This window comes from Acidovorax sp. GW458-11-26-14-TSB4 (genome assembly GCF_059423865.1).
In genome coordinates this window covers 704,427-727,559 of record NZ_JBWKYR010000001.1, presented here as the reverse complement: position 1 = coordinate 727,559, position 23,133 = coordinate 704,427, and the positions used below count along the sequence as shown (strand labels likewise).

Genomic DNA, 23,133 nt, shown 5'->3' with positions numbered 1-23,133 from the left:
GGCATCAGCGGATGCCGCCCACGTAGCGTGGCGCTTCGGGCACCGGTTCGGGCACGAAGCGCTGGCGCACCGCCTGGCTCGCGGTCTCCAGCAGGGGGCGGCGCTGCGGCACGGGGGCCGGCGCGTGCACAGCATGGTCGAGGCGGTCGGCCCATTCGGCCAGCTCGGGCACCCCATCCTCCACGGCATGCTGGCGCGCAAAGCGCACGATCTCCAGCGCATACTCGGCGTTGACCGCCATCCACTCCGTGTCGGTCACGCGGCCGGTCTTGCGGCGCAGCAGCACATGCAAATGCGCTGCAATGGCGAGTTTGTCGCTGTCCTGCATGGTGGCTTGCTCCTCATTGGCCAAGTCGTTCCCGGTGCTGTGCAATATCCAGGCCCACCTGCTCGCTCTGCTCGTCCACGCGCAGGCCAAGCACAAGATTCGTGATCCACAGCAGCAGCGCCGTGCCCACCAGGCTGAACGCCAGCACCGCGCCCACGCCGATGGCCTGCGTCCACAGGCTGCCGGCCACGCCGCCCACGCTGCGGCTGGCCAGCACGCCCGTGAGCAGCGAGCCCACAATGCCGCCGATGCCGTGCACGCCGAAGACGTCCAGCGAATCGTCGGCCTTGAGCAGGCGCTTGAGCCCCGTCGCCCCCCAATAGCAGGCCAGCCCGGCCACCAGCCCAATGACCAACGCCGACCGCAGGGTGACGAAGCCGGCCGCAGGCGTGATCGCCACCAGCCCGGCCACCAGGCCCGAACACAGGCCCAGCAAGGAGGGGCGCCCCCGCATGACCGCCTCGCCCAGCATCCACGACAGTGCGCCCGCAGCGGCGGCCACGTGGGTGACGACCATGGCCAGCCCCGCCCGGCCGTCGGCTGCCACGGCCGAGCCGGCATTGAATCCGAACCAGCCCACCCACAGCATGCCCGCGCCCACCATGGTCAGTGCCAGGCTGTAGGGCTCGAAAGGCTCGCGGCCATAGCCGCTGCGCCGCCCCAGGAACCAGGCGCACACCAGGCCCGCCGCACCGGCGTTCACATGCACCACCGAGCCCCCCGCGAAGTCAAGCGCACCCATCTGCGCCAGCCAGCCGCCCGGCTCCCAGACCCAGTGTGCAATCGGCGCATAGATGAACACCGTCCACAGGCTGATGAACAGCAGCATCGCGGAAAAGCGCATGCGCTCGACCACAGCCCCCACCAGCAGCGCCGCAGTGATGATGGCGAAGGTGAGCTGGAACACGGCGTAGACCGATTCGGGGATGGCCGGCGCCACATGGCTGACGGAGAGCTTGCCGGCGGCCAGCTGAAAGTCGAACCCGGCAAAGGCCATGCGCTCGGTGCCCCCCAGCCAGGCACTGCCGGGTGTGAAGGCCCACGAGTAGCCGATGGCGAACCACCACAGGCTTACCAGCGCTGCGATGGCGACCACGCTGGCCATGGTGTTGAGCACGTTCTTTCTGCGCACCATGCCGGCGTAGAACAGGGCGATGCCTGGCAGCGTCATGAGCAGCACCAGCGCCGTGGAGGTCATCATCCAGGCCGTGTCGGCGGCATTGATGCTGTCCTTGGCCACCAGGCCAGGGCGGGTGAGCACGGCGGCGGGCGATGCGGCAGAAGCCGCGGTGGCGGCGGGCTCGGGCGGTGGCGCTTGGCCCCAGGCTGCCGTGCAACACAGACCCATGCACAAGGCGATGGCCGCGACGAATCCCTGGATGGCTGCCCGCATCTGGATGCTCCCTTTTCGCATTTTGTTACAGCACACATTGCACAAGCCATGCCAGAAAAAGGGCCCCATTTGGGGCATCCGGGCGTGCTCAGCGCCCTGTCCATCCCCCAAAAGGGGGCGGGAAACCCCCAATGCACCATGCGGGTGCTCTCGTTACAGTACCGTCACTCGAAAGCGCGCCCTGGTGTGCTGGACGAGGGGCCGAGGAGACATCCCTACAAGCAACAACCAAACAAAGCACCCAGCGAGGTGCACATCCTTTCCAGGCGCTGGCGATCCCAGCGCCTTTTTTCTTGCCCGGCATCTCTGCCGCGCGCTAGCAAAAGCGTAGCTGACCAGGTGCGACAATCAAGGGATGGAATGGATTTTCATCACCTTCGCTTCGCTGCTCGCCGGTTTCGTGGATTCCATCGTGGGCGGCGGGGGCCTGGTGATGGTGCCGGCACTGTTCGCAGCCTTCCCTGCGGCCCCGCCCGCCACGCTGCTGGGCACCAACAAGGCGGCGGGGGTTTGGGGCACGGCCATGGCCACCTGGCAGTACAGCCGCCGCGTGCAGATGCGCTGGAATGCGCTGCTGCCGGCCGCGGGGGCCGGCTTTGCGGGCTCGTTCGCAGGCGCCTGGGCGGTCACGGTCATCTCGCCCGACTTCCTGCGCCGCCTGCTGCCGCTGGTACTGCTGGCGGTGCTGGCCTACACGCTGGCGAAGAAGGACATGGGCCGCCACCACGCCCCGCGCTTCGCCGGGCACGCCGAGACGGCGGCGGCCTGCCTTGTCGGCCTGGTGCTGGGCTTCTACGACGGGTTCTTCGGGCCCGGCACAGGCAGTTTCTTCGTCTTCCTGTTCGTGCGGCTGCTCGGCTACGACTTCCTCAACGCCTCGGCCTCGGCCAAGCTGCTCAACACGGCGACCAATGTGGCCGCCATCGCCCTGTTTGCGGCCAAGGGCCATGTCTGGTGGCACTTTGCGGTGACCCTGGCCGTGGCCAATGTGGTGGGCAGCCTGATCGGCACGCACATGGCCCTCAGGCACGGCACCGGCTTCGTGCGCGGCATCTTCATCGTGGTCGTGGGGGCCCTGATCATCAAGACCGGTTACGACGCCCTCCTGCGCTGAAATCCGCGGAAAAAATAAGGCGCGCCCGCGCGACTACCAGCACCGCAAAAAGTTCGGGAGCCCCCTCTAAAACCTGTTGCGAATTGGCACACAACCGGCCCTGGACGCCATTTCGCAGTGGCGCCCCAAAAACCCCCGTCCCTATAATCGTGACCATTTCGTGACGTCTGTCCTCGCAATCCGCGATGGCTGCGTGCGCGTTCCACCAGTTTCCGGCTTGCCTACCCGCAGCCGGATTTTTTGTACCTGAAATACCCCGCACAGGACCTTCCCATGCAATTGTTCAAGGCCGTAGCCACCGCACTCGCTCTTTGCGCCGCCTTCTCCGCCCAGGCCCGGACCCTGGACGAAGTGAAGAAGGACGGCAAGATCCTCATCGCGACCGAAGGACAGTTCGCCCCCTTCAACTTCTTCAACGGCACCACGCTGACCGGCTTCGAAGTCGAGACCGCCGAGCTCGTGGCCAAGAAGATGGGCCTCACGATCCAGTGGAAGACCCTGGGCTTCGACGCCCTGCTGACCGGCCTGCGCCAGGACCGCTGGGACCTGGTGATCGCTTCGCACGGCATCACCGAAGAACGTGCCAAGGCCGTGACCTTCACCGAGCCCCACTACTGCTCGGGCGGCATGATCATCGCGATGGACCCCGCCATCAAGAACGCCAAGGACCTGGCGGGCAAGGTGGTGGCGGTGCAGACCGGCACCAGCTACCTGGAGAACGTGCAGAAGGTCTCCTCCATCAAGGAGATGAAGAACTTCCCCACCGATGTGGACGCGCGCAGCGCCCTGACCTCGCGCCGCGTGGATGCCTGGGTGACCGACCGCTTCGTGGCCAAGGCCGTGTCCGAGAAGAACCCCGGTGCCGGCTTCAAGCTTGGCGACATGCTGTTCATCGAGCGCATCGCCGCCGCCGTGGCCAAGGGCAACAGCTCGCTGGCCGCCGGCTGGAACAAGGCCCTGGCCGAAGTCATGGCCGATGGCAGCTACGCCGCCCTGTCCAAGAAGTACTTCAACGAAGACGTGCGCTGCACGAACTGAGCGTCTGACCGGGTCTTTCCATGCTCACTGCCCTTTGGCCCGAGCGCTGGTCCCGCCAGCAGCGCAGCAACGCCACGCTCGTCTCGGCCGTCGTCCTGATGGTCCTGGCGCTGGCGCTGCTGGGCCAGTTGCTCTCTTTCCTGCCCGATCCCATCGGGCCCAACGCCCAGGCCTTCTCTGACGGCGCACGCACCACGCTGTGGCTCACGCTGGTGAGCGGCAGCCTGGGCCTGGTGCTGGGCACCGGCGCAGCATTGGCCCGCACCTCGCGCTTCGCGGCCGTGCGCTGGGTCGCCAGCTTCTACATCTGGGTCATCCGCGGCACGCCGCTGCTGGTGCAGATCCTGTTCGTGTACTTTGCGCTGCCGGTGCTGGTGCCGGGCCTGAACCTGCCCGACTTCGCGGCCGCCGTGCTGGCCCTGGGCCTGAACGTGGGCGCCTACAACGCCGAGGCCATCCGCGCCGGCCTGCTGGCCGTGCCGCGCGGCCAGACCGAGGCCGCCCGCGCGCTCGGCCTGGGACGCCTGCATGTGTTCATGGACGTGGTGTTCCCACAGGCCTTCAAGATCTCGCTGCCCCCACTGGTGAGCAATTTCGTGGCGCTGCTCAAGGACTCGTCGCTGGCCTATGCCATCGGTGTGGTCGAGCTGACCAATGTGGGCAACCGCATCCAGTCGGCCACCTTCCAGCCCATTGCCACGCTGTCCACCGTGGCCATCACCTACCTGCTGCTGACCACGCTGGTCACCCAGATCTCGAACGCGGTCGAATACCGCTTCGACGTGGAAGGGCGCAACCAATGAGCCGGCCCACGCCTTTCATCGTGGCGGACCGGGTCTGCAAGTCCTTTGGCAGCCACCAGGTGCTGCGCGATGTCTCCACCGTGTTCAACACCGGCGAGGTGACCGTGATCATCGGCGCCTCGGGCTCGGGCAAGAGCACGCTGCTGCGTGCCATCAACCGCCTGGAACCGCACGACTCGGGCCGCATCACCATCGGGGGGGTGGAGGTCAGCGACGACATCGCCACGCTGCAGCGCCAGCGCAGCGAGGTCGGCATGGTGTTCCAGCAGTTCAACCTGTTCGGCCACATGAGCGTACTGGACAACGTGACGCTGGCACCGCGCCGCATCCGCCGTACGCCGCGCGCGCAGGCGAACGAGCAGGCCATGGCCCTGCTGCGCCGTGTGGGCATGCAGGACCACGCGCACAAGTACCCCTGGCAGCTGTCGGGCGGCCAGCAGCAGCGCGTGGCCATCGCGCGCGCCCTGGCCATGCAGCCCAAGGTGATGCTGTTCGACGAACCGACCTCGGCCCTGGACCCGGAAATGGTGCAGGAGGTCCTGGACGTGATGCGCGAGCTGGCCCGCGGCGGCATGACCATGATCGTGGTGACCCACGAGATGGGCTTCGCGCGCGAGGTGTCCGACCGCGTGATGTTCTTCGACCAGGGGCGCATTGCCCATGACGCCCCGCCCGCCGAGTTCTTCAGCAACCCTGCCAACGACCGCATCCGTGCCTTCATCGGTCGCATGACTGCCTGAGATCCAGGCCCGCCCTGCGAAAACAACCACAAGCCCCTACCGGAGTGACCATGAAACTGAACCACACGTTCCTCGCCCTGATGGCCGCCGGCCTGTGCAGCCTGCCCCCCGCAGCCTTTGCGCAGACCGCCAAGGACTTCGAAGAGATGCGCAACGAGCTCAAGGCCCTGCGCGCCGAGCTCAATGCGCTCAAGGCCCAGCAGGCCCAGGCGCCTGCCGCCCCCGCGGCATCCGCATCGGCCTGGAACGACCGCATCGAAGCGGTCGAGCTCAAGCAGAAGGACGCCGTGGTGCTGGGCGACATCCCTGGCAGCTTCCGCCTGCCCGGCAGCGAGACCTCGATCCGCGTCTACGGCTTTGCCGAGGCCAACATGGTCAAGGACTTCAAGGGCACGGCCCCTGGCGACACCTTCACCAACCTGATGGAACAGCCCCTGGGCGACACGCGCGGCGGCAAGAGCAGCCTGACGGCACAGACCTCGCGCTTCGGCTTCGAGACCTCCACGCCCACGGACATGGGCACCTTCAACACCAAGGTCGAGGCCGACTTCTACGCCTACTGCGGCAGCGAGTGCAACCGCAACCGCCTGCGCCTGCGCCACGCCTACGGCGAGTACGCCGGCTGGCTGATCGGCCAGACCTGGTCGACCTTCATGGACACGGACAACCTGCCCGAGACGGTGGACTTCAACGGCCCGCCCGGCGCCACCTTCCGCCGCCCCGCGCAGATCCGCTACACCTACAACAACCCCAACCTGGCCAAGTTCCAGTTCGCCCTGGAAGAGCCCACCGATGGCGCCAAGGGCCTGAACTTCGTGGCCCGCGTGGACAAGGCCTTCGACTGGGGCAACGTGAACGCGCGCCTGCTCTCGCACGAGCAGCGCATCGACGGCTTCAGCAAGCGCGGTACAGGCTTCGGTATCGGCGCCGGCTACAAGCTCACCGGCACCACCACGCTGATGGCCCAGTACACGCGCCTGGATGGCGACGGCGACGGCGCCTACCTGGTGGGCACCAACTACCCCGTGCTGGACGGCAGCACCGTGCGCCTGGACCGCTCGCATGGCATCGTGCTCGGCCTGAGCAATGTGTTCAGCGAGAAGATGCGCGGCACCGTGTCGCTGGGCGCCGTGCGCTCGCGCAACCGACTGGGCGACGACTACGTGAACGCCTATGGTGGCGAAGGCAACCACAAGCTCTACCAATGGCACGCCGGCATGTACTACCTGCCGATCAAGAACGTGGAGCTGGGCAGCGAGCTGATCGGCGGCCGCCGCACCACCTTCGATGGCCAGAAGGGCGACATGCTGCGCCTGAACCTGCAGGCGCGCTACATCTTCAACTGATCGCTGCCGTCCCTTCCGCCTGACAGGCTGGCCGGGAAACCGGCCAGCCTTTTTCTTTCTTGACTATGCGACCCGAACGTTTCGGCCTGCTGGCCCTGCTGGTGGTGACCATGGTGTGGGGCACCACCTTTCCCGCCATGAAGCTGCTCTCCGCCCAGCTCGATGCGCTGCAGATCATCTGGCTGCGCTTCGTGATTGCCCTGGCGGTGCTCGCTCCGCTGTGGTGGGGCATGCTGCGGCACGAGCGCCGCTGGGGCTGCGCGCTGGGCGTGCTGCTGTTCCTCGCGTTCTGGCTGCAGATCGAAGGCCTGGCGCGCACCAGCAGCAACCGCAATGCCTTCGTCACCGGACTCAATGTGCTGGTGGTGCCGCTGATCGCCATGGCAGCCATGGGGCGGCGCTACGGCTGGCAGCTGTGGGCGGCCTGCGCCATGGCCTGCGCGGGCATGGCATTGATGTTCCACGAGAACGAGCCCTGGAACCTGGGCGATACGCTGACGCTGGCCAGCACCGTGTTCTATGCCCTGTACATCCTGGCGCTGGAAGAGTGCGCACGCCGCACCGCGGCCCAGCCGCTGCGCGCCACGCGCATGGCGGCGGCGCAGGCCCTGGTGATGGCCCTGGCCTCCACATTGCTGCTGCTGGCGCGCGGCAGCGGGATGGACTGGCTGCCCCAGGCCGCCGGCAGGCTGCCCGTGGATGCCTGGGTGGCCGTTGTCTACCTGGGCCTGCTGGCCAGCGTGGTGGTAGTCACCCTGCAGGCCTGGGGCCAGCAGCGCGTGGACGCCATGCGCAGCGCCATCGTCTTCGGGCTGGAGCCGGTGTTCGCGGCCCTCACAGCCTGGGTGCTGCTGGGCGAGCGGCTCGGCTGGGCCGGCCTGAGCGGTGCCGCCATGATCGTGGCCGCGCTGGTGTTCAGCCAACTGGCGCCGCGCGCATCAAAAGCGTCGCACAGCGTCTGAATACCACACAGTTCTGCGAGACTGGCGCGCGCTCAGGGGGGGTGCCCTTCTCAAGGCGCCGCCGGACTGACAGGCACGTCGGCGGCAAGGCGCGGCTTGCCGATGGGCGCCGCGGCCAGGCCCTTGCGCACGGCCGCCAGGTCCTCTTCGTTCGGGTATTCGCCCTGCAGCCAGTAGTCGAACACGCGCCGCGCAATGGGGCCGGCCGCCGCCGCACCGAAGCCGGCGTTCTCCACGATCACGGCCAGCGCGATCTTGGGCTCCTCGGCCGGCGCAAACGCGGCGAACAGCGAGTGGTCGCGCTGGTGCTCTTCGAGGGCCTTGGCGTTGTAGCGCACGTTCTGGCCCAGGCTGATGGCCTGGGCGGTGCCGGTCTTGCCGGCGGATGAATAGGCCGCGCCCGCAAAGATGCGCGTGCCCGTGCCGCCCTTGTTCACCGCCACCAGCGCGTTGCGCACGATCTCCACATTCTTGGGCAGGAAGCCGAGGTTCTCGCCGGGGGGCTGTGCGACCGGTGTCACGGCGCCCGTGACCGTGTCGCGCACCGCCTTGATGAGGTGCGGCGCATACCGCGTGCCGCCATTGGCCAGTGTGGCCTCGGCCTGCGCCAGTTGCAGCATGGTGAAGTTGTTGTAGCCCTGGCCGATCCCCAGCGACACGGTCTCGCCCGGGTGCCAGCGCTTCATCTCGGGGCGCTTGTAGGCATTGCGCTTCCAGGTGGTGCTGGGCAGCACGCCACGCACCTCGCCATTGAGGTCGATGCCTGTGGTCTGGCCCAGGCCCAGCGGCTTCATGAAGTCGTGGATGGCATCGACCCCCATCTCCACCGCCAGCGAATAGAAATAGGTGTTGCTCGAGAACTGGATGGCGCGGTGCATGTCCACCCCGCCCAGCCCGCCCTCGTGGCTGCGGAAGGTGTGGCCGCCGAAGGTGTAGAAACCCGGGTCGTTGACCACCATGCTGGCCGAACGCTTGCCCAGCTGCAGCGCCGCCAGCGCCATGAAAGGCTTGTAGGTCGAGCCCGGCGGGTAGGTACCGCGCAGTGCGCGGTTGAGCAGCGGCTTGTCGATGGATTCGTTGAGCGCCTGCCAGCTTTCGCTGTCGATGCCTTCGACGAACAGGTTGGGGTCGAAGGTGGGCTTGCTCACCAGGGCCAGCACCTCGCCGTTGCGCGGATCGATCGCGACCAGCGCGCCGCGCCGGTCGCCGAACATGTCCTCGATGAGCTTTTGCAGCTTGATGTCCAGCGACAGCATCACCGTGTTGCCCGGCGTGGCCGGGTGGCTGGCCAGGCGCCGCACGGCGTGGCCGCCGGCCGAGGTCTCCATGCGCTCCACACCGGTCAGGCCGTGCAGCATGTTCTCGAAGCTCTGCTCCACCCCGAGCTTTCCGATGTACTCGGTGCCGCGGTAGTTGGCTTCGTCCTCGGAGTCCTGGATGCGCGCCTTCTCGGTCTGGTTGATGCGGCCGATGTAGCCGATGGCATGGGCACCCACCTCGCCCAGCGGGTAATTGCGGAACAGCCGGGCCTTGATGTCCACGCCAGGGAAGCGGTAGCGCTGTGCGGAAAAGCGCGCCACCTCCTGATCGGTGAGGCGCGTGCGGATGGGCAGCGACTCGAAGTTGCGCGACTCCTCCAGCAGGCGCTTGAAGCGCCGCCGGTCGCGCTGCTGGATGTCCACCACCTTGGCCAGTTCCTCGATGGTGTCTTCCAGCCCCCCTGTACGCGAGGGCGTGATCTCCAGTGTGTAGGCGGCGTAGTTGGTGGCCAGCACCACGCCATTGCGGTCCATGATCTGGCCGCGGTTGGGCACGATGGGCACCACGGCCGTGCGGTTGCTCTCGGCCTGGGCCGCCAGATCCTCGTGGCGCACCACCTGCAGGTACACCAGGCGCGAGACAAGCAGCCCGAAGGCCAGGAACACCACCAGCGCGATGGTGTAGACGCGGGCCCGGAACCGGAACGAATCCGCTTCGGCGTTGCGCAGTTCGGTCATAGCGGGCGATTCTGGTCGCGGTCAGGCGGGCGGCGCTGGGGTGCCAGCAGCACCCAGCTGGCCAGGGGCCAGAGCAGCGCCTCCAGCACCGGCGCCACGAAGATCCACAGGCCGGGGAATATGCCGCCTGACACCACGCGCACCAGCAGTTCGATGGAATGCGCGATGAGGAACAGCGGCAGCACCTGCAGCGCCTGCGAGGGCACGCTGAACCACAGCAGGCGCCGGTGGATGGCAATGGCGCCGAAGGCCAGCACCGAGTAGGACAGCGCATGCTGGCCCAGCAGCGCGGACTGCTGCACGTCCATGCACAGGCCCAGCAGGAAGGCCGTGCCCATGCCGATGCGCAGCGGCTGGTGCACGCTCCAGAACACGATCAGCAGCATCAGCAAGTCGGGCGTCCAGACCACGCGGCCCAGGGGCAGCATGTTGATGGCTAGGCCCACCGCCAGGCTGGCGGCGATGAAGACGGGATTGACGGGCAGCAGCAGCGGCTGGCCGCGCGGCATGATCATTTGTGGCGCCCCTTCTTGCTGGAACTGGGCACGGGTGCCGGCTCGGGCCGCTCCGGGATATGGCCCGACAGCGGCTTGAGCACCACCACGTGCCGGGCCCCCTGGACCTGGGCCAGCGGGGCGCAGTAGATGCGCGCGAAGGCCGAATCGGCGCGGCGCTCCACGCGCACGACCTTGGCCACGGGCAGGCCCGAGGGGTACAGGCCGTCCACACCGCTGGTGGTCAGCAGGTCGCCCTCGCGCACATCGGCATTGGCGGGCATGAAGCGCAGCTCCATGCCGCCCTCGTTGCCGGCGACCGGATCCCCATAAGCGACCCCGCGCGCTCCGGTGCGGATGTTGAGCACCGGGATGGCCTGGTCGCGGTCCACAAGCAGCGTGACCTCGCTGAGCATGGGGAACACGCGCGTGACCTGGCCCAGGATGCCGGCCTCGTCGAGCACCGGGGCACCCAGCTCCACGCCGCCCAACTGGCCCTTGTCGAGCACGACCCGGCGGGTGTAAGGATCGGCCGTGTCGTAGATGACCTCGGCCGCCTGCGATGGCGTACTGACCCGCTCGCGCAGGGCCAGCAGCTTGCGCAGCCGATCGTTCTCAAGCAGCAGTTGCTCGGCCTGGCTGGCACGCTCGGACATCTGCGCCATCTTGCTGCGCGCGGTGTCGGCGTCCTGCTGCGCGGTCTTCAGGTCCTGGAAGTAGCCGGCCCCGCGCCCGGCGAACTCCACCGGCTGCAGCATGAGCCACTGCACCGGGTAGAGCACGGTGGAGACGGCCTGGCGGAACGGGCCGGTCAGCTTGAAGCGCACGTCCGCCACCATGAGGAACAGGGCCAGCGCGCTGTAGAGCGCGAGCCGCGACAGGGCCGAGGGGCCCTGCTTGAAGAAGGGAGGCGCACTGCGCTCCAGGGTTCCCAGGGGCATGGCGCTCACTGTCGGACCTGCACTGCGTGCGAACGCGGCGGCCAGGAGCACGGCTCAAAAAGCATCGGTGCGGTTGCGGTCATGCCATTTCAGCGCGATGGGGTGCCTGCGCGGCGCGCAGGCACGGGGACTTCTTACTCGCTTGTAAAGATGCTGCCCTGGCGGTCCATGCGCTCCAGCGCAATGCCGCAGCCGCGCACCACGCAGGTCAGCGGGTCTTCGGCCACCAGCACCGGCAGGCCAGTTTCCTCGGCCAGCAGGCGGTCCAGGTCGCGCAGCAGTGCGCCGCCGCCGGTCAGCATCATGCCGCGGTCGGCGATGTCGGCACCGAGTTCGGGCGGAGTCTGTTCCAGGGCGTTCTTGACGGCAGAGACGATCTGGTTGAGCGGATCGGTCAGCGCCTCCAGCACTTCGTTGCTGGAGATGGTGAAGCTGCGCGGCACGCCTTCGCTCAGGTTGCGGCCCTTGACCTCCATCTCGCGCACTTCGGAGCCGGGGAAGGCCGAGCCGATGTTCTTCTTGATGGATTCGGCCGTGGGCTCGCCGATCAGCATGCCGTAGTTGCGGCGGATGTAGCTGATGATGGCTTCGTCGAACTTGTCGCCGCCCACGCGCACGCTGCCCTTGTAGACCATGCCGCCGAGCGAGATAACGCCCACTTCGGTGGTGCCGCCGCCGATGTCCACGACCATGGAGCCGCTGGCTTCCGAGACCGGCAGACCGGCACCGATGCCGGCGGCCATGGGTTCCTCGATCAGGTAGACAGCGGTGGCGCCGGCGGCCTCGGCCGCATCCTTGATGGCGCGGCGCTCGACCTGGGTGGAGCCGCAGGGCACGCAGATGATGATGCGCGGGCTGGGGGTGAACAGCGTGCGCGGGTGCACCATCTTGATGAACTGCTTGATCATCTGCTCGGTGATCACGAAATCGGCGATCACGCCGTCCTTCATGGGGCGGATGGCTTCGATGTTGCCGGGCACCTTGCCCAGCATGGCTTTGGCTTCATGGCCTACGGCCTGGATGACTTTCTTTCCATGGGGACCGCCTTCGTGGCGGATGGCGACGACGGAGGGCTCATCGAGCACAATGCCTTTGTCGCGGGCGAATATCAGGGTGTTGGCTGTGCCAAGGTCAATGGCAAGGTCGGTGGAGAAGTACCGACGGAAAGCTCCGAACATTCAAGAATCCTCTCAGGCATGGCGTGCGCATCGGCCTGCCATCGCCGGGTTTACGGGGTCAAATTTCGCTTTTTTCGCACAATGACCGGCATGAGGGAGGGTATTGCGGCAAAGCCGGGATAATACCCTATCCCCTGTGAATAACTCCCCTGGCTCCACCCCCCATTTCAGCTTTACATCTGGTTTCTCCCGAATTTTTCCCTATGGCACTGACATCCTTGGACATCGGTCGAATCGCCAACCTGGCACGACTCGAATTGAGCGCGAGCGAAAGTGAGCGCATGCTCACACAACTCAATGGCTTTTTCGACATCGTGGAGAGAATGAGCGCTGTGGATACCGGGGACTTGACACCCCTGGCCCACCCCGTGGCGGCCATCCAGGAGGTCGCCTTGCGCCTGCGCGACGACATCGCCAGCGAGCCCGACCAACGCGAGGCCAACCAGCGCAGCGCCCCTGCGGTAGAGCAAGGTTTGTTCCTTGTGCCCAAGGTGATCGAGTGAGGCCGGCATGAGCGACAACAAGAACACTGCATTGCACGACCTGAGCGTCACCGCCCTGGCCGCACAGCTGCGCGAGCGCCAAATTTCCGCCGTGGAAGCGGCCCGGCACTTCCTGGCCCGTGCCAAGGACCACCAGTCGCTGGGCGCCTACGTGGCGGTCAACGAAGACGCCACGCTGGCCCAGGCGCGCGCGGCTGATGCCCGCATCGCCGCCGGCACGGCCGGCGCGCTCGAAGGCGTGCCCCTGGCGCACAAGGACATCTTCGTCACGCGCGACTTCCCCAGCACCGCAGGCTCGAAGATGCTGGCGGGCTACCAGTCGCCCTTTGACGCCACCGTGGTGCGCAAGCTGGCCGATGCCGGCGCCGTGACCCTGGGCAAGCTCAACTGCGACGAATTCGCCATGGGCTCGGCCAACGAGAACTCGGCCGTGGCCCCCGTGGGCTCGGGTGCGCCCGCCCCGGTGCGCAACCCCTGGGACACGGGCCGCATCCCCGGCGGCTCCTCGGGCGGCAGCGCCGTGGCCGTGGCCGCGCGCCTGGCCCCGGCCGTGACCGGCACGGACACCGGCGGCTCCATCCGCCAGCCGGCCTCGTTCTGCGGCATCACCGGCATCAAGCCCACTTACGGCCGCGCTTCGCGCTACGGCATGATCGCCTTTGCCTCCAGCCTGGACCAGGCCGGGCCCATGGCCCGCACGGCCGAGGACTGCGCGCTGCTGCTGTCCACCATGTGCGGCCCCGACCTGGACCGCGACTCCACATCGCTGGACGTGCCGGCCGAGGACTTCGGCCGTTCGCTCAACGACTCCATCGAGGGCCTGCGCATCGGCATTCCGGCCGAGTTCTTCGGTGACGGCCTGGCGCCCGACGTGCGTGCTGCCGTCGACGCTGCGCTCAAGGAATACGAAAAGCTGGGCGCGAAGCTGGTGCCCATCAGCCTGCCGCGCACCGAACTCTCCATTCCGGTGTACTACATCATCGCGCCGGCCGAGGCCTCGTCCAACCTGAGCCGCTTCGACGGCGTGAAGTTCGGCCACCGCGCCAAGGACTACACCGACTTGGTGGACATGTACAAGAAGACCCGTGCGGAAGGCTTTGGCGACGAGGTCAAGCGCCGCATCATGATCGGCACCTACGTGCTCTCGCACGGCTACTACGACGCCTACTACCTCAAGGCGCAGAAGATCCGCCGCATGATCGCCGACGATTTCCAGCAGGCCTTCGCGCAGTGCGACCTGATCGCGGGACCCGTGGCCCCCACCGTGGCCTGGAAGCTGGGGGAGCACGGCGCCGACCCGCTGGCCGACTACCTGGCGGACATCTTCACCCTGCCCGGCTCGTTGGCTGGCCTGCCCGGCATGAGCGTGCCCGCAGGCTTCGGCGAAGGCGGCATGCCCGTGGGCCTGCAACTGATCGGCAACTATTTCCAGGAAGCGCGCCTGCTCAATGCAGCGCACCGGCTGCAGCAGGCCACCGACTTTCACCTCCGCCAGCCCGGAGGTCTGTGACATGACGACGACCACCACCAGCAAACTGATCCGCGGCTACGAGGTCGTGATCGGATTCGAGACCCACGCCCAGCTCGCCACCGAGAGCAAGATCTTCAGCCGTGCCCCCACGGCCTTCGGCGCCGAGCCCAACACCCAGGCCTGCGCCGTGGACCTGGCCCTGCCCGGCACGCTGCCGGTGATGAACCGCGCCGCCGTGGAATGCGCCATCAAGCTCGGTTTGGCCCTCGGTTCGCACATCGCGCCCGAGAGCATCTTCGCGCGCAAGAACTACTTCTATCCCGACCTGCCCAAGGGCTACCAGATCAGCCAGTTCGAGATCCCCGTGGTGCAGGGCGGCGAAGTGCAGTTCTTCCTCGGCGACGAGAAGAAGACCGTGCGCCTGGTGCGCGCCCACCTCGAAGAAGATGCCGGCAAGTCGCTGCACGAGGACTTCATCGGCCAGAGCGGTATCGACCTGAACCGCGCCGGCACGCCGCTCCTGGAGATCGTGACCGAGCCCGACATCCGCTCCACCGAAGAGGCCGTGGCCTATGCGCGCGAGCTGCACAAGATCGTGACCTGGATCGGCATCTGCGACGGCAACATGCAGGAAGGCTCGTTCCGCTGCGATGCCAACGTCTCGGTGCGCAAGCCCGGCGCCCCGCTGGGCACGCGCCGCGAGATCAAGAACCTGAACAGCTTCAAGTTCATGCAGCAGGCCATCGATTACGAGATCCAGTGGCAGATCGACGAGATCGAGGACGGCCGCGCGATCCAGCAGGCCACGGTGCTGTTCAACGATGCCACGGGCGAGACCCGCGCCATGCGCACCAAGGAAGACGCGGCCGACTACCGCTACTTCCCCGACCCGGACCTGCCGCCGCTGCGCATTGCGCCCGAGTGGGTGCAAGCGCAGCGCGCCCTCATGACCGAGCTGCCGCGCGCCATGGCCGCGCGCTTCGTGGCCGACTACGGTCTGCCCGAGTACGACGCCACCACGCTGACCCAGAGCAAGGCCATGGCCGCCTACTTCGAGGCCGCGGCCCAGGCCAGCAAGCAGCCCAAGCTGGCCAGCAACTGGATCATGGGCGAAGTCTCGCGCCGCCTGAATGCCAATGACATGGCGATCGAGGCCTCCCCCGTAACGGCCGCCCAGCTGGGGACGCTGATCGGCCGCATCGCCGATGGCACGGTGTCCAACAACGCCGCCAAGCAGGTGTTCGAGGTGCTGTGGACCGGGGAATCGGCCGACGTGGACGCCATCATCGAGGCCAAGGGCCTCAAGCAGATGAACGACACGGGCGCCCTGGAGGGCATCATCGACGAGGTGATCGCTGCCAACGCCGACAACGTGGCCCAGTTCCGCGCCGGCAAGGACAAGGCCTTCAACGCACTGGTGGGCCAGATCATGAAGGCCAGCAAGGGCAAGGCCAACCCGCAGCAGGTCAACGACCTGCTGCGCGCCAAGCTCGCGGGCTGATCCTGGCAGATGGACCGGCGCGTTCCCGGTGGAAGGCGCCTGTGAAGTGAAAAAGGTGCGGGCGCCTGATCGGGCCTGCTTGGTCAGCGGCTGCCGCCAGCAGAGGCCGGGGCCACGCCGCCCGTCGCCGCAGCAGCGGGCGCCGCCACACCCCGCTGCTCGTCCCACAGCTTGCGCAACTGCGCAAGCTCCACGTCGAAGCGCTGGTGCACGCGGCGCTTTTCTTCATCCTGACCGTTGATGAAGCGCTGCTGTTCGGCAATGCTGTCGTCGGCCTCGGCGATCTTGCGGCGCAGTGTCATCGGGGCCTTGTTGGGGTCCTTCTTGTAGAACTCCATCTCTGCGTCCATGGCCTTGCGCTGCTGGCGCAGCTCGACGATGCGCTTTTCCGCCGTGGCGGCGACTTCCTCCACCATCTGGATCGCCGCCTTGCGCTCCACATCGTGGGTCGCCTTGTCGGGGTACCTGGCTGTCAAGGCGCGCTCGCGGCGGCGCTCTTCCAGGGCACGCGAACGTTCCTCGGCTTCCTTGCGCTGGCGCACTTCGAGGGCGGCACGCTCCTGCTCGGTCAGCGTGGGCCCGATCTGGCGCCGCACGGTGCCCGAAGGGCCCAGCTCACGCTGCTCGCGGTCCACGCATTCCGGGATCGGCCGGTCTGCCGTGAGCTTGCGGCCATTGCGGTCCACGCAGGTATAAATGCTGCCCACGGGCCCCGTCTGCGCCCACGCAGACACCGCAGCCAGGCTTGCCAATGCCACCCCGCCTATGCGCCACGCCGTCTTGTGCAACAACTAAATTATCCTTCGTTGACCCCGTACCGCTCGCGGTATGCCGAGACCCGCTCATGATGGGCGCGCATCTCCGCCCCCCCTGTTTGCGATAGGTACAGCAATAAGTCTGCCAGCTTGGCGATAGTACAAACCTTCATTCCGAGCTGGTGGCGCACATACTGCACTGCGCTGTGCTCCACGTCCAGTCCATTTTCAGTCGCTTTCTCCTGCCGGTCCAGCGCAATGGCCATCGCATGGGGAATGGCGCCCGCCGCCTGAATGAGCGCGATCGACTCGCGTGCAGCCGTACCGGCCGACATCACGTCGTCCACGATCAGCACGCGGCCCTTGAGCGGCGCGCCCACCAGGGTGCCGCCCTCGCCGTGGTCCTTGGCTTCCTTGCGGTTGTAGGCAAACGGCACGTTGCGGCCATGGCGCGCCAGTTCCACCGCCACCGTCGCGGCCAGTGGAATGCCCTTGTACGCGGGGCCGAACACCATGTCGAATTCGATACCGCTGGCGATCAGGGCTTTTGCATAGAATTCGGCCAGGCGACCCATCTTGCTGCCATCGTCGAACAGGCCGGCATTGAAGAAGTACGGGCTCATGCGGCCGGCCTTGGTCTTGAACTCCCCGAAGCGCAGCACGCCCGACTCCACGGCAAACCGTACAAAATCCTGCGCCAACGGGTCCAGCCCGGAGCCCTGCGCAACAACATCTACCATGGGAAATTCCTTGTTCAATTTGACCAGCCTCAACCTCAATGGCATCCGTTCGGCCACCACCAAGGGCGTGGAAAGCTGGATGGCTGCCACACGGCCGGATTGTATTTGCGTGCAGGAAGTCAAGGCCCAGGCCGCGGACATCGCCACCCGCTTCGAGCGCCTGGCTGAGATGGACGGGCACTTCCACTACGCGCAGAAGAAGGGCTACTCGGGCGTGGGCATCTACACCCGCCATCTGCCCAGCGACGTCATCGTGGGCTATGGCTCGACCGAATTCGACGCCGAAGGCCGCTACCTCGAACTGCGCTTTGACACCCCCGCGCGCAAGCTGTCCATCATCAGCGCCTACTTCCCGAGCGGCTCCTCGGGCGAAGAACGCCAGTTGGCCAAGTACCGCTTCCTCGCCGAGTTCCATCCCCACCTCATGAAGCTCAAGGCCGAGCGCGAGTTCATCCTGTGCGGCGACATCAATATCGCCCACCAGCAGATCGACCTCAAGAACTGGCGCAGCAACCAGAAGAACAGCGGTTTCCTGCCCGAGGAGCGGGCCTGGATGACAAAGTTGTTGCACAAAACTGATGAAGGCGGTGGCTTGATCGACGTTTACCGTCAGTTACAACCCACCACCACCGACACCGCCTACACGTGGTGGAGCAACCGTGGCCAGGCCTACGCCAACAACGTGGGCTGGCGGCTGGATTACCACCTGGCCACGCCGGCCATGGCGGCGCTGGCACGCACCGAGACCATCTACAAGGATGTGAAGTTCTCGGACCATGCGCCGATCACCATCGGCTACGACTTCAAGATATAGCCCTGCTCAGCCAGGAAACCGCAGCTCGAAGCGTATGGTGCCGGCTGCCGAGCAGGAGGCCCGCACCTGCCCCCCGTGCAGGTCCATGATCGCCTTCACAATCGCCAGACCCAGGCCGCTGGACTCGGCCGGGCGGGCCCGCACCGCATCGGCCCGGTAGAAGCGGTCGAACAGGCGCTTCAGTTGCTCTGCCGGGATCGGCACCCCCTGGTTCTCCACGGCAAGGACCGACACCCCCTCCTCCTGCATGCCCACGAGCTGGATCACCGTGCCCGGCGTGCTGTAACGCACCGCATTGACCACCAGGTTGTGCAGGGCGCGCAGGCACAGGGCGTGGTTCACCCAGGCCGTCCCGATGGCCTGCACCTGCAGGCGCAGGCCGGCTTCGTCGGCAGGGCCTTCGAAATACTCGGCGATGCGTTGCAGCTCGGCCGCCATGTCCAGCGGCGTGCGCTCGATCTGGAGCGTCGCGTGGTCGGCCTGGGCCAGGAACAGGATGTCGTCGACGATGCGGCGCAGCCGGTTCAGCTCCTCCAGGTTGGATTCGAGCACCTGCTGGTATTCCTCGGGCGTGCGCGTGCGCGCCAGCGCCACCTGCGTCTGCCCGATCAGGGCGCCCACGGGCGTGCGGATCTCGTGCGCCAGGTCGGCCGAGAACTGGGACAGCCGGCCATAGCCGGTGGCGATGCGGTCCAGCATGGCGTTGAACACCGCCACCATCTGCTGCAACTCCAGCGGCGCATCGTGCTCAGGCAGACGGATTGCGAGGTTGATGGGATCGATGCGAGAGGCCTGTGCGGCCACGCGGTGCAGGGGCCTCAGGCCATGGCGCAACACCCAGTAGACCAGCGCCGAGCAGGCGAGCACGGCCAGAAACGTGCTGAACAGCACCTGGTCACGGCTGCGCCGGATCATCTGCATCTCGCTGGTCAGTGCATGCCCTGCCAGCACCTCGACCATCTGCCCATCGTGGCCCGAGCGGGCCACCCCTGCGGCCCAGTGCATGCGGGGCGTGTCCGGGGCATCACTGTGGCACACATCGCCCCGTGCCAGCGGCCTGTCCACGGCCGCTGGCACGGGGCAGGCGGGCGGCGCCACCTGGCCGGGGTTGACTTCGACCAGCGGTGCTTCGCCCGCGCGGCGCAGCACGAACACATCGCCCGAGCTGCCCGACAGCGCTTCCAGCAGCATGGCCTGGTCGCGCAGCTCCTGCATGCTGCGCACATCGCCCAGCAGGCGGCGCAAGCGCTCCACGCGCGTGATCAATTGCTCGTCGGCATGGGCCAGGATGGCACTGCGCGCGGCAAAGAAGTAGTTGCCCCCGAGCATGCCGGTGATCGACACCGCGATCAGCCCGCACAACAGCGTCACGCGAACAGCCAGCGAGCGCGGCAGCCAGGATACGGGCATCAGTCACCGCCCTCGGAAGGTGGTTCACCAAAGGAATAGCCGACATTGCGCACGGTGTGGACCAGCGGCGTGGCAAACGGTTTGTCGACCTTGGCGCGCAGGCGCTTGACCGCCACGTCGACCACGTTGGTGTCGCTGTCGAAGTTCATGTTCCAGACCTCCGAGGCGATCAGCGTGCGCGACAGCGCCTCGCCCTGGCGCTTCACCAGCAGGTGCAGCAGCAGGAATTCCTTGTTCGTGAGCGCGATCTCGGCGCCTTCGCGCGTGACCTTGCGCCGCAGCACATCCAGGTGCAGGCCGGCCACCTCGTACACGTCGGCCTCGCGCGCGGGCCCACGCCGCAGCAGCGTGCGGATGCGCAGCACCAGCTCGGTGAAGGAGAAGGGCTTCACCAGATAGTCGTCGGCACCGAGTTCCAGCCCGCGGATGCGGTCGCTCAACTGGTCGCGCGCCGTGAGGAACAGCACGCGCACATCCCTCTTCTCGCGCAGCGCCGGCATGATCTGCCAGCCATCGATGCCGGGCAGGCTCACGTCCAGCACCACTAGGTCATAGGCTTCGCCCAGCGCCATGCGCAGGCCATCGGTGCCCGTGCGCGCCAGGTCCACGCCGTAGCCGCTCTCGCGCAGGCCTTTTCTCAGGTAGTCCCCCGTCTTGGGGTCGTCCTCGATGACCAGGATCTTCATGCCGCCGATTCTCGGGCAAAGCCGCGCAGCGGGCGGCGCATGACAGCTTTGTCATGCACTTGTCACCCCGGTCCGGAGCGCGCAACCCTAGACTTTTCCCATCTGCAGCAACCCCCACGACAAGGCTTTCCTCCCATGCCCAACCCACTCTCCGCCCTCGGCATCGCCCACACCGCCATCAGCCTCGTGCCGCTGGGCGCGGCCATCTACAGTTTCGCGCGCTACCGTGCCATAGAACCGGGAACAAGCGCCGGCCGTGTGTACCTGATAGGCCTGGTGCTGTCGGTGCTCACGGCGTTCGGCCTGTCGAGCACAGGCGGCTTCAATGCCGGGCATGCGCTGGGCATCCTGGCGCTGCTCGCGGTGTCCGGCGCCTGGCTGGCACCGAAGCTGCCGTTTCTGGGGCGGGCCAGCGCCTACCTGGCCACGTTGGGATGGTCGTTCAGCGTCTTCCTGTTGCTGGTGCCTGGCATCAACGAAACGCTGACACGCCTGCCACCCGCACAGCCCCTGGCATCGGGACCGGACTCACCGCTCGTGCGCGGCGCGTTGCTGGCCTGGTTGGGAATCTTTGCCGTCGGCTATGCCGCCCAGGTGCTCCTGTTGCGCGCCCGCCGGCGTGCGCTGGCGGATCGCCGCTGAACCGGAGAAAGGCTCAGCGGCGGCCGCGCGTGCGGCTGTGCACGATCAGGGCACCCAGCACGATACCGGCCGCCAGGCTGGTGTGGCCGCTGTAGCTCACGAGGCCCATTCCCCAGCCCTGGGCCTGCACGATGATGGCCAGCGCCAGAAACAACGCGCCCCAGCCCAGCAGGCGCCACAGCCACGTGGCGCGCGGCGCCAACGGCTGGCCGAAGAGCTCGTCCTGCTGGCGTTCGGTGCCCAGCGCCAATGCCGCGAAGGCGACCAGGCAGACCAGGAAGGTGGCTGCGTGGTGCATCAGACACCCTCCTTGGCCATGGCCGCGCCAGCCGGCACCACGGGGGCCGAGGGCGCGCGCGCCACCCGGCGCTTGAGTCCCTGGTGGCGCGCGGTACGCACGGCCAGCCAGACATGCAGCCCGGACAGCACCCAGAGCATCAGCTCGAAGCCCACGAACACCCAGTCACCCTGGGCCAGGCTGCGCCACAGCGGACGGTCGGTGGTCAGCGCATTGACCACGGGCAGCAGGGCCAGGGCGGCAGCCCCGACCCAGAACTGCTCGATCCACGCGCGGCGCGAGGGCCGCAGCATGGCGTGCGCCAACGTCAGCGCCCAGAGGATGAAGAACACATGCACCTCCCAGGCGGTGCGCTCGGCCATGCCCTGCGGCAGCAGCCGGTTGCCCCAGAGGAAGCCCGCCATGGCGATGGACAGCCCGGCGATGCTGGCGATGTTGAGCTTTTCCACCAGCCGGAAGCCGAAGTGCGGCCGCGCCGGGTCACCGAGCTTCTGGCGGCGCTTGACGGTCCACATCACCAGGCCGGTGCCCACCATGGCCGTGCCGGCCAGGCTCACGATGAAGTACAGCCAGCGCATGGGCAGATCGGAAAAGCGACCCAGGTGCAGCGAATACAGCACGCCACGGGTTTCGGCTGCAGGGCCCACGCTTTCCTTGACTTCCAGGAGCTTGCCGCTCACGCCGTCGAACAGCATGTACTGCGGGCTCATGGTCACGCGACCGGCCTCGCCGCGCGTCACGCTCACGCGCGCCGCGGCATCGCCCGCGTTGGTGGCGGTTACGCGGCCCACATTGCCCTCCCCCCAGCGCGCCTGGGCCTGGCGCACCATGTCGTCCACCGGCGCCAGCGGCGCGGCCTGGCCCGTGGGCTTGCCGGGCTGGATGAAGGTGTTGAGCTGGGCCGTGAGTTCCTGGCGCTGCGCTGGCGTCTTGTACGCCGTCTGTTCGCCGAACGGCATGTACAGCGCCATCAGCGTGATCAGGCCGGTGTAGGTGATCATGAAGTGGAATGGCAGCCCGAACACCGAGAGCGCGTTGTGCGCGTCCAGCCACGAGCGCTGGCCCTTGCCCCAGCGGAAGGTGAAGAAGTCGGTGAAGATCTTCTTGTGCGTGATGACCCCGCTCACGATGGCCACCAGCATGAACATGGCGCAAAAGCCCGCCAGCCAACGGCCCCACAGCACGGGCATGTAGTGGAACTGGAAGTGGAAGCGGTAGAAGAACTCGCCGCCCACGGTCTCGCGCGAGGCCACCTTGTCGCCGGTCAGCGGGTCGAAATTGGCGCTGCCGAAACTGCGGCCGTTCGGGCCGGCCGTCTGGCCGCGCGGCAGGCGCCAGAAGCTGTCCATGGTGGTATAGCGCTCGTCGGGCAGGCGCATGCTCCACTGCGGCGCGTTCGGCGCCAGTTCCTGCAGCTTGCCCGCGATGCGCTGGGCAGCCTCGGCCGCATCGGGCACCACGGAGCGGTGCGGCATCTCGGGCCGCATCCACTGCGAGATCTCGTCCTTGAAGTAGCTCACGGTGCCCGTGAGGAACATCGCATACAGGAACCAGCCGCACAGCAGGCCGGCCCAGGTGTGCAGGTCCGACATGGTCTGGCGGATGCCCGGGGCCTTGGGTTCGTCCACCAGGGATGTGTCCTTGATCGTCATTGGGAAGCTCCTGCAGAGGACGACCATACGCTCCAGGCCGCCAGCAGCAGCGGCAGCGCCGCCACCAGCAGCCCGGCCCAGGCGCGCCAGGCGCTGCGCACGGCAAACACCCAGATCACCGCGCAGGTGTAGATCGCGAAGCTGGCCAGCATGCCGGTGATCACGGCCTGCGGCCGGGTCATGGGCAGGGCCAGCACCGCCACGCTGAACAGTGCCGCCAGGGCATAGCCGCCGCAGATGGCGGCGATGGTGCGCGACAGCACAGGCCCGGCACGCCAGACACCACACAACACAGACATCATGGCCGTACTCCGCTCACATCCATGC

Annotated in this window: 24 protein-coding genes; 11 read left to right on the top strand and 13 right to left on the bottom strand. The window is 67.2% G+C overall.

Annotation, left to right across the window (positions count from 1 at the left end; genetic code table 11):
* Positions 1–4: 4 nt before the first annotated feature.
* Both AC07X5_RS03420 and AC07X5_RS03415 read right to left on the bottom strand, forming a co-directional pair.
* On the bottom strand, positions 5–328 hold the full coding sequence (locus tag AC07X5_RS03420; protein ID WP_409957759.1) for a hypothetical protein: 324 nt from the start codon (positions 326–328) through the stop codon (positions 5–7).
* Between the two features lie 13 nt (positions 329–341).
* Positions 342–1,721, bottom strand: a complete 1,380-nt coding sequence (locus tag AC07X5_RS03415; RefSeq protein ID WP_494769062.1) for an ammonium transporter — start codon at positions 1,719–1,721, stop codon at positions 342–344.
* Positions 1,722–2,076: 355 nt separating this feature from the next.
* Between AC07X5_RS03415 and AC07X5_RS03410 the strand changes: the two genes are divergently transcribed.
* From AC07X5_RS03410 to AC07X5_RS03385, 6 genes are all read left to right on the top strand, one after another.
* The gene (locus tag AC07X5_RS03410) at positions 2,077–2,835 is read left to right on the top strand and encodes a sulfite exporter TauE/SafE family protein (RefSeq protein WP_494769061.1); all 759 of its coding nucleotides are present in this window, start codon (positions 2,077–2,079) and stop codon (positions 2,833–2,835) included.
* A gap of 273 nt (positions 2,836–3,108) precedes the next feature.
* Positions 3,109–3,873 (top strand): ABC transporter substrate-binding protein, encoded by a 765-nt coding sequence (locus AC07X5_RS03405; RefSeq protein WP_494769060.1) that lies wholly within the window; start codon positions 3,109–3,111, stop codon positions 3,871–3,873.
* Positions 3,874–3,893: 20 nt separating this feature from the next.
* Positions 3,894–4,676, top strand: coding sequence for an amino acid ABC transporter permease (locus AC07X5_RS03400; protein WP_494769059.1), 783 nt, complete (start codon positions 3,894–3,896; stop codon positions 4,674–4,676).
* Positions 4,673–5,416 (top strand): amino acid ABC transporter ATP-binding protein, encoded by a 744-nt coding sequence (locus tag AC07X5_RS03395; RefSeq protein WP_494769058.1) that lies wholly within the window; start codon positions 4,673–4,675, stop codon positions 5,414–5,416. The genes AC07X5_RS03400 and AC07X5_RS03395 overlap by 4 nt, the downstream gene beginning before the upstream one ends.
* A 50-nt stretch (positions 5,417–5,466) precedes the next feature.
* The gene (locus AC07X5_RS03390) at positions 5,467–6,762 is read left to right on the top strand and encodes a DcaP family trimeric outer membrane transporter (RefSeq protein ID WP_409957754.1); all 1,296 of its coding nucleotides are present in this window, start codon (positions 5,467–5,469) and stop codon (positions 6,760–6,762) included.
* Positions 6,763–6,827: 65 nt separating this feature from the next.
* Complete coding sequence (locus AC07X5_RS03385; protein ID WP_494769057.1) at positions 6,828–7,724, top strand: DMT family transporter; 897 nt, start codon at positions 6,828–6,830, stop codon at positions 7,722–7,724.
* Between the two features lie 50 nt (positions 7,725–7,774).
* Here the strand turns inward: AC07X5_RS03385 and mrdA are convergent, their stop codons facing one another.
* The 4 genes from mrdA to AC07X5_RS03365 form a co-directional block, all read right to left on the bottom strand.
* The gene (gene mrdA / locus AC07X5_RS03380) at positions 7,775–9,721 is read right to left on the bottom strand and encodes a penicillin-binding protein 2 (protein ID WP_494769056.1); all 1,947 of its coding nucleotides are present in this window, start codon (positions 9,719–9,721) and stop codon (positions 7,775–7,777) included.
* A complete protein-coding gene (mreD, locus tag AC07X5_RS03375; protein ID WP_409955576.1) occupies positions 9,718–10,236 on the bottom strand; it encodes a rod shape-determining protein MreD in 519 nt (172 codons plus the stop codon). The genes mrdA and mreD overlap by 4 nt, the downstream gene beginning before the upstream one ends.
* Positions 10,233–11,156, bottom strand: coding sequence for a rod shape-determining protein MreC (gene mreC, locus AC07X5_RS03370; protein WP_409955574.1), 924 nt, complete (start codon positions 11,154–11,156; stop codon positions 10,233–10,235). The genes mreD and mreC overlap by 4 nt, the downstream gene beginning before the upstream one ends.
* A 134-nt stretch (positions 11,157–11,290) precedes the next feature.
* On the bottom strand, positions 11,291–12,334 hold the full coding sequence (locus tag AC07X5_RS03365) for a rod shape-determining protein (protein ID WP_007858125.1): 1,044 nt from the start codon (positions 12,332–12,334) through the stop codon (positions 11,291–11,293).
* 203 nt (positions 12,335–12,537) lie between these two features.
* Here AC07X5_RS03365 and gatC point away from each other — a divergent pair, with 203 nt between their 5' ends.
* Genes gatC through gatB form a run of 3 tightly spaced genes read left to right on the top strand, consistent with a single transcriptional unit; the run spans position 12,538 to position 15,809 of the window.
* On the top strand, positions 12,538–12,837 hold the full coding sequence (gene gatC, locus AC07X5_RS03360; protein WP_409955572.1) for an Asp-tRNA(Asn)/Glu-tRNA(Gln) amidotransferase subunit GatC: 300 nt from the start codon (positions 12,538–12,540) through the stop codon (positions 12,835–12,837).
* 7 nt (positions 12,838–12,844) lie between these two features.
* A complete protein-coding gene (gene gatA / locus AC07X5_RS03355; RefSeq protein ID WP_494769055.1) occupies positions 12,845–14,347 on the top strand; it encodes an Asp-tRNA(Asn)/Glu-tRNA(Gln) amidotransferase subunit GatA in 1,503 nt (500 codons plus the stop codon).
* Position 14,348: 1 nt separating this feature from the next.
* Positions 14,349–15,809 (top strand): Asp-tRNA(Asn)/Glu-tRNA(Gln) amidotransferase subunit GatB, encoded by a 1,461-nt coding sequence (gatB, locus tag AC07X5_RS03350; protein WP_494769054.1) that lies wholly within the window; start codon positions 14,349–14,351, stop codon positions 15,807–15,809.
* 83 nt (positions 15,810–15,892) lie between these two features.
* Here the strand turns inward: gatB and AC07X5_RS03345 are convergent, their stop codons facing one another.
* The gene (locus tag AC07X5_RS03345; RefSeq protein ID WP_409961908.1) at positions 15,893–16,597 is read right to left on the bottom strand and encodes a DUF4124 domain-containing protein; all 705 of its coding nucleotides are present in this window, start codon (positions 16,595–16,597) and stop codon (positions 15,893–15,895) included.
* A gap of 8 nt (positions 16,598–16,605) precedes the next feature.
* On the bottom strand, positions 16,606–17,304 hold the full coding sequence (gene pyrE / locus AC07X5_RS03340; RefSeq protein WP_409961906.1) for an orotate phosphoribosyltransferase: 699 nt from the start codon (positions 17,302–17,304) through the stop codon (positions 16,606–16,608).
* A gap of 10 nt (positions 17,305–17,314) precedes the next feature.
* Here pyrE and AC07X5_RS03335 point away from each other — a divergent pair, with 10 nt between their 5' ends.
* Positions 17,315–18,118 carry an exodeoxyribonuclease III gene (locus AC07X5_RS03335; RefSeq protein ID WP_494769053.1) on the top strand — a complete coding sequence of 268 codons (804 nt, stop codon included), beginning with the start codon at positions 17,315–17,317 and terminating at the stop codon, positions 18,116–18,118.
* A gap of 6 nt (positions 18,119–18,124) precedes the next feature.
* Here AC07X5_RS03335 and AC07X5_RS03330 read toward each other — a convergent pair whose 3' ends face one another.
* Both AC07X5_RS03330 and AC07X5_RS03325 read right to left on the bottom strand, forming a co-directional pair.
* Positions 18,125–19,528: a heavy metal sensor histidine kinase gene (locus tag AC07X5_RS03330; RefSeq protein WP_494769052.1), complete on the bottom strand. Its 1,404-nt coding sequence runs from the start codon at positions 19,526–19,528 to the stop codon at positions 18,125–18,127.
* Complete coding sequence (locus AC07X5_RS03325) at positions 19,528–20,214, bottom strand: heavy metal response regulator transcription factor (RefSeq protein ID WP_494769051.1); 687 nt, start codon at positions 20,212–20,214, stop codon at positions 19,528–19,530. Before AC07X5_RS03325 ends, AC07X5_RS03330 begins: the two co-directional genes overlap by 1 nt.
* Before the next feature lie 135 nt (positions 20,215–20,349).
* Between AC07X5_RS03325 and AC07X5_RS03320 the strand changes: the two genes are divergently transcribed.
* Entirely contained in the window at positions 20,350–20,856 is a 507-nt protein-coding gene (locus tag AC07X5_RS03320; RefSeq protein ID WP_409961881.1) for a hypothetical protein, read from the top strand.
* A gap of 13 nt (positions 20,857–20,869) precedes the next feature.
* Here AC07X5_RS03320 and AC07X5_RS03315 read toward each other — a convergent pair whose 3' ends face one another.
* Genes AC07X5_RS03315 through AC07X5_RS03305 form a run of 3 tightly spaced genes read right to left on the bottom strand, consistent with a single transcriptional unit; the run spans position 20,870 to position 23,108 of the window.
* Positions 20,870–21,154 (bottom strand): DUF3325 domain-containing protein, encoded by a 285-nt coding sequence (locus AC07X5_RS03315; RefSeq protein ID WP_409961880.1) that lies wholly within the window; start codon positions 21,152–21,154, stop codon positions 20,870–20,872.
* A complete protein-coding gene (locus AC07X5_RS03310) occupies positions 21,154–22,806 on the bottom strand; it encodes a PepSY-associated TM helix domain-containing protein (protein ID WP_494769050.1) in 1,653 nt (550 codons plus the stop codon). The genes AC07X5_RS03315 and AC07X5_RS03310 overlap by 1 nt, the downstream gene beginning before the upstream one ends.
* Positions 22,803–23,108: a DUF3649 domain-containing protein gene (locus AC07X5_RS03305; protein WP_494769049.1), complete on the bottom strand. Its 306-nt coding sequence runs from the start codon at positions 23,106–23,108 to the stop codon at positions 22,803–22,805. The genes AC07X5_RS03310 and AC07X5_RS03305 overlap by 4 nt, the downstream gene beginning before the upstream one ends.
* Between the last annotated feature and the right edge of the window lie 25 nt (positions 23,109–23,133).

Coding starts and splice junctions, on each gene's coding strand:
- AC07X5_RS03420 (WP_409957759.1), bottom strand. CDS start 328: ATGCAGGACAGCGACAAACTCGCCATTGCAGCGCATTTGCATGTGCTG.
- AC07X5_RS03390 (WP_409957754.1), top strand. CDS start 5,467: ATGAAACTGAACCACACGTTCCTCGCCCTGATGGCCGCCGGCCTGTGC.
- AC07X5_RS03400 (WP_494769059.1), top strand. CDS start 3,894: ATGCTCACTGCCCTTTGGCCCGAGCGCTGGTCCCGCCAGCAGCGCAGC.
- AC07X5_RS03320 (WP_409961881.1), top strand. CDS start 20,350: ATGCCCAACCCACTCTCCGCCCTCGGCATCGCCCACACCGCCATCAGC.
- AC07X5_RS03385 (WP_494769057.1), top strand. CDS start 6,828: ATGCGACCCGAACGTTTCGGCCTGCTGGCCCTGCTGGTGGTGACCATG.
- AC07X5_RS03410 (WP_494769061.1), top strand. CDS start 2,077: ATGGAATGGATTTTCATCACCTTCGCTTCGCTGCTCGCCGGTTTCGTG.
- gatA (WP_494769055.1), top strand. CDS start 12,845: ATGAGCGACAACAAGAACACTGCATTGCACGACCTGAGCGTCACCGCC.
- AC07X5_RS03310 (WP_494769050.1), bottom strand. CDS start 22,806: ATGACGATCAAGGACACATCCCTGGTGGACGAACCCAAGGCCCCGGGC.
- AC07X5_RS03415 (WP_494769062.1), bottom strand. CDS start 1,721: ATGCGGGCAGCCATCCAGGGATTCGTCGCGGCCATCGCCTTGTGCATG.
- AC07X5_RS03315 (WP_409961880.1), bottom strand. CDS start 21,154: ATGCACCACGCAGCCACCTTCCTGGTCTGCCTGGTCGCCTTCGCGGCA.
- AC07X5_RS03365 (WP_007858125.1), bottom strand. CDS start 12,334: ATGTTCGGAGCTTTCCGTCGGTACTTCTCCACCGACCTTGCCATTGAC.
- AC07X5_RS03325 (WP_494769051.1), bottom strand. CDS start 20,214: ATGAAGATCCTGGTCATCGAGGACGACCCCAAGACGGGGGACTACCTG.
- AC07X5_RS03305 (WP_494769049.1), bottom strand. CDS start 23,108: ATGATGTCTGTGTTGTGTGGTGTCTGGCGTGCCGGGCCTGTGCTGTCG.
- AC07X5_RS03395 (WP_494769058.1), top strand. CDS start 4,673: ATGAGCCGGCCCACGCCTTTCATCGTGGCGGACCGGGTCTGCAAGTCC.
- AC07X5_RS03405 (WP_494769060.1), top strand. CDS start 3,109: ATGCAATTGTTCAAGGCCGTAGCCACCGCACTCGCTCTTTGCGCCGCC.
- AC07X5_RS03330 (WP_494769052.1), bottom strand. CDS start 19,528: ATGCCCGTATCCTGGCTGCCGCGCTCGCTGGCTGTTCGCGTGACGCTG.
- gatB (WP_494769054.1), top strand. CDS start 14,349: ATGACGACGACCACCACCAGCAAACTGATCCGCGGCTACGAGGTCGTG.
- mreD (WP_409955576.1), bottom strand. CDS start 10,236: ATGATCATGCCGCGCGGCCAGCCGCTGCTGCTGCCCGTCAATCCCGTC.
- mrdA (WP_494769056.1), bottom strand. CDS start 9,721: ATGACCGAACTGCGCAACGCCGAAGCGGATTCGTTCCGGTTCCGGGCC.
- pyrE (WP_409961906.1), bottom strand. CDS start 17,304: ATGGTAGATGTTGTTGCGCAGGGCTCCGGGCTGGACCCGTTGGCGCAG.
- mreC (WP_409955574.1), bottom strand. CDS start 11,156: ATGCCCCTGGGAACCCTGGAGCGCAGTGCGCCTCCCTTCTTCAAGCAG.
- gatC (WP_409955572.1), top strand. CDS start 12,538: ATGGCACTGACATCCTTGGACATCGGTCGAATCGCCAACCTGGCACGA.